This is a genomic window from Nocardia sp. NPDC058497 (assembly GCF_042720195.1).
GTDB lineage: Bacteria > Actinomycetota > Actinomycetes > Mycobacteriales > Mycobacteriaceae > Nocardia.
Genome location: NZ_JBHXMY010000493.1, coordinates 1,108 through 4,494, shown reverse-complemented (window position 1 = coordinate 4,494; position 3,387 = coordinate 1,108). Strand labels below are relative to the sequence as shown.

The following is a 3,387-nucleotide window of genomic DNA, read 5'->3' as shown; positions in this document are numbered from 1 at the left end:
CCGATCAGGTGCCGGTGCGTAGGCGACGAAGGAGCAAGCACCGGTGCCTGATCGGCGGGACAGGAGGGGCCGCGACTCGAGCGCGCCAGCGCTCCAACTACTCCGCGCCGATGATGAACGCCTCGAGCTGGGTGCGCGCGACGTCGTCGGCGATCTGCTCCGGCGGGGACTTCATCAGGTAGGCCGAGGCCGGGATGACGGGTCCGCCGATGCCGCGGTCCTTGGCGATCTTGGCCGCGCGGACGGCGTCGATGATGATGCCCGCCGAGTTCGGCGAGTCCCACACCTCGAGCTTGTACTCCAGGTTCAGCGGGGCGTCACCGAAGGCGCGGCCCTCGAGGCGGACGTAGGCCCACTTGCGGTCGTCGAGCCACTCCACGTAGTCCGAGGGGCCGATGTGGACGTTGCGGTCGTGGACCTTGCCCGCGAGCGAACCGGTGAGGTTCGACGTCACGGCCTGGGTCTTGGAGACCTTCTTCGACTCCAGCCGATCACGCTCGAGCATGTTCTTGAAGTCCATGTTGCCGCCGACATTGAGCTGGTAGGTGCGGTCGAGCACCACGCCGCGGTCCTCGAACAGCTTGGCCATCACGCGGTGGGTGATGGTCGCGCCGACCTGGGACTTGATGTCGTCACCGACGATCGGGACACCGGCGTCGACGAACTTCTGCGCCCAGACCGGGTCGGAGGCGATGAACACGGGCAGCGCGTTGACGAAGGCGACGCCCGCGTCGATGGCGCACTGCGCGTAGAACTTGTCGGCCTCTTCCGAGCCGACGGGCAGGTAGGACACCATGACGTCGACCTGGGCGTCCTTGAGCGCCTTCACGACGTCGACGGCCGGAGCCTCGGACTGCTCGATGGTCTGGGCGTAGTACTTGCCGATGCCGTCGAGGGTGGGGCCACGCTGGACCGTCACGTCGGTGGGCGGCACATCGGAGATCTTGATCGTGTTGTTCTCGCTGGCGAAGATCGCCTCGGCCAGGTCGAAGCCGACCTTCTTGGCGTCGACGTCGAACGCGGCAACGAACTTCACGTCCTTGACGTGATAGGGACCGAACTTGACGTGCATGAGGCCGGGAACGGTGGCGTTCTCATCGGCGTCCTTGTAGTACTGCACGCCCTGCACCAGCGACGATGCGCAGTTGCCCACACCGACGATCGCGACGCGAACCTCGCCGGACCCAACCTTGTTGACATCACTCATGGCCGCTCTTTCCCTCTTTCTGTGGTGCCGCCTTCGTCGATTGCTCCGCCGCAATCAACTCGTTGAGCCAGCGCACTTCGCGCTCGCTTGATTCCAATCCGAGCTGGTGGAGCTGACGGGTGTAGCGATCCAGCGAGCCGCTGGCCTTCTTGATCGCTTCCCGCAGTCCCTCTCGGCGCTCCTCGACCTGACGCCGCCGGCCCTCCAGGATCCGCATCCTCGCCTCGGCGGGGGTGCGGCTGAAGAAGGCCAGGTGAACGCCGAAGCCGTCATCGGTGTAGTTCTGCGGACCGGTGTCGGCGAGGAGTTCGTTGAACCGTTCCCGCCCGACCGGCGTGAGCCGGTAGACGCGGCGCGCACGGCGCGCGATCGCGCCCTCCGGAAGCTCCTCCGCGATCAGCCCGTCGGCCTGCATCCTGCGCAGCGTCGGGTAGAGCGAACCGTAGGAGAAGGCCCGGAACGCTCCGAGCAGGCCCGTCAGCCGCTTGCGCAGCTCGTAACCGTGCATGGGCGCGTCGAGGAGCAGGCCGAGAATCGCCAATTCGAGCATTCGCCGACCTCACTCCCTGACTATGTCGGCCTGACAGGCCGAACGGACCTAACCGATGGATGCGACTTCCAACTATATCGGAGCGATATAACCGAGCATAGGCCGATGGCACAGATCACCGCATCATGGCTGGTGAGACCGCGGCGAGCTAGGCCGGGTGTACGGAGATCGGTTCGCCGTTGAGGCGGATCTTCAGGTAGCCGCTCTGCCCGGCCTCGTTCTTGACGTGGATGCGGATCTCGGGCTCGGCGTCCTTGTCACCGCCGAGCTCGAATCCGACCAGCACATGGGAGACCCAGCCGCTGGGGACCCGGGTGGTCACCGGGGCGCCGGACATGAGGCGGGCGTAGCGGGCCAGGTCGACGCCTGCCAGGTCGAACGACTTGGTGTCCTGGGTGCGCGAACCCTGCGAACCCCAGGCCTTGAAGGAGCCGCGGTAGATCTGTTCGTCCTGCTTGCCTGGCTTGTCGGCCTTGCGTTCGACGATGGCGTAGTCCGGGTACAGCGTCAGCTCGTCGACTTCGGTCGAACCGTATTTCGCGCGATAGTCGGCGAGGAAGTGCGCGAAGCCGTTGCCGGTAGTCAGATCGGGCAGCGGTTCGCCGAGCACGGCGTCGCCCACGGTGCGGCCGAGCAGACCCGCGCCGGCGCCGAGCAGACCGGCCAGCACGATCGCGCCGACCGGAATCCACCAGCGCCGCGGCGCGCTCGGGATGCCGCGGGCGACGGGGGTGGCGGCGAGGTCGCCGGGGATCTGGAGGTCGTCGACGAGGCGGTCGAGCGCGCCGAAGGTCTCCGCCTGCATGGCGGTCGCGGTCCGCTTCTCGTGTTCGCGGGCGGTGAGCTGGCCGTCGGCAAGGGCGGCGTCGAGCAGGGCGCAGACGTCGACCCGATCGGTGTCGCGGGCGCGCAGGTTCTTCGCGGCGGCGGGATTCTTCATCGCCTGGTCATCCTTCGAACGGGCTGGTCTTCAGTACTTCTCCGGACAGCGCCAGGTACAGGCGCCCGGACTGGTTTGCCTCGTTGGTGACGGAGATGCTGATCGCCGGTTGCCGCAGCCAGTGATCGTTTTCGATCGAGACGTTGGCGACCTTGCCTCCTGGCACGCGTGCGGTCGCGACCGCGGTGGCCAAGGCCGCGGCCAGCGCGTCGGCGTTCACCTGGGCGAGGTCGATCGGGACCAGGTCGCGTTGACGGGTGGTGACCTGTGTGCTCGAACGTTGGAAACCGCCCTCGTAGACGTAGTCGGCGCTCCAGTCGTCGTTGTCGCCCGGTGCCCGGCGGGTCACACTGACGAACTCCTCGTGCAACGTGAGGCGGTCGACCAGGGTCTCGCCGAACTTGGTGCGGTAGTCGTCGCGGAACTGCAGGAAACCGGCGAGTGTGACCGGCGATGGTGTCGCGACGATCAGTGGTGCGGCGGCATTGTAGTTGACCGTCGCACGGGGTGTCGACGCGTCCGGGCGGACTGTCCACGCGAACCCGCCGATCGCCACCACCACGGCGGCCGCGACGGTGGCGATGCGGAAGGTGTTGCGCGCCTTCGGCTTCGCCGGTCAGGGCGTGGTGATGGAGCTGTTCCAGATGTCCCAGGCCCGCGGCTTCGCCGTTGGTGGCACGGTGCACATCG

The 3,387-nt window shown here is 67.1% G+C and carries 4 protein-coding genes; all 4 read right to left on the bottom strand.

The annotated features are described in order from the left end of the window. Positions 1-97: 97 nt before the first annotated feature. The 4 genes from ACFWPJ_RS25680 to ACFWPJ_RS25665 all read right to left on the bottom strand — a co-directional run bounded on the left by ACFWPJ_RS25680 (position 98) and on the right by ACFWPJ_RS25665 (position 3,259). On the bottom strand, positions 98-1,207 hold the full coding sequence (locus ACFWPJ_RS25680) for an inositol-3-phosphate synthase (RefSeq protein ID WP_378854959.1): 1,110 nt from the start codon (positions 1,205-1,207) through the stop codon (positions 98-100). Beyond that, positions 1,200-1,757, bottom strand: a complete 558-nt coding sequence (locus ACFWPJ_RS25675) for a PadR family transcriptional regulator (protein ID WP_071930941.1) — start codon at positions 1,755-1,757, stop codon at positions 1,200-1,202. The genes ACFWPJ_RS25680 and ACFWPJ_RS25675 overlap by 8 nt, the downstream gene beginning before the upstream one ends. Positions 1,758-1,905: 148 nt before the next feature. Continuing rightward, positions 1,906-2,697 (bottom strand): DUF1707 domain-containing protein, encoded by a 792-nt coding sequence (locus ACFWPJ_RS25670; protein ID WP_378854957.1) that lies wholly within the window; start codon positions 2,695-2,697, stop codon positions 1,906-1,908. A 7-nt stretch (positions 2,698-2,704) separates the two neighbouring features. Further along, a complete protein-coding gene (locus ACFWPJ_RS25665) occupies positions 2,705-3,259 on the bottom strand; it encodes a hypothetical protein (RefSeq protein ID WP_378854955.1) in 555 nt (184 codons plus the stop codon). Positions 3,260-3,387 lie beyond the last annotated feature (128 nt).

What these genes read in the sequence shown, in the direction of transcription:
- ACFWPJ_RS25680 (WP_378854959.1), bottom strand. Translation starts at nt 1,207, where the DNA reads ATGAGTGATGTCAACAAGGTTGGGTCCGGCGAGGTTCGCGTCGCGATC.
- ACFWPJ_RS25675 (WP_071930941.1), bottom strand. Translation starts at nt 1,757, where the DNA reads ATGCTCGAATTGGCGATTCTCGGCCTGCTCCTCGACGCGCCCATGCAC.
- ACFWPJ_RS25670 (WP_378854957.1), bottom strand. Translation starts at nt 2,697, where the DNA reads ATGAAGAATCCCGCCGCCGCGAAGAACCTGCGCGCCCGCGACACCGAT.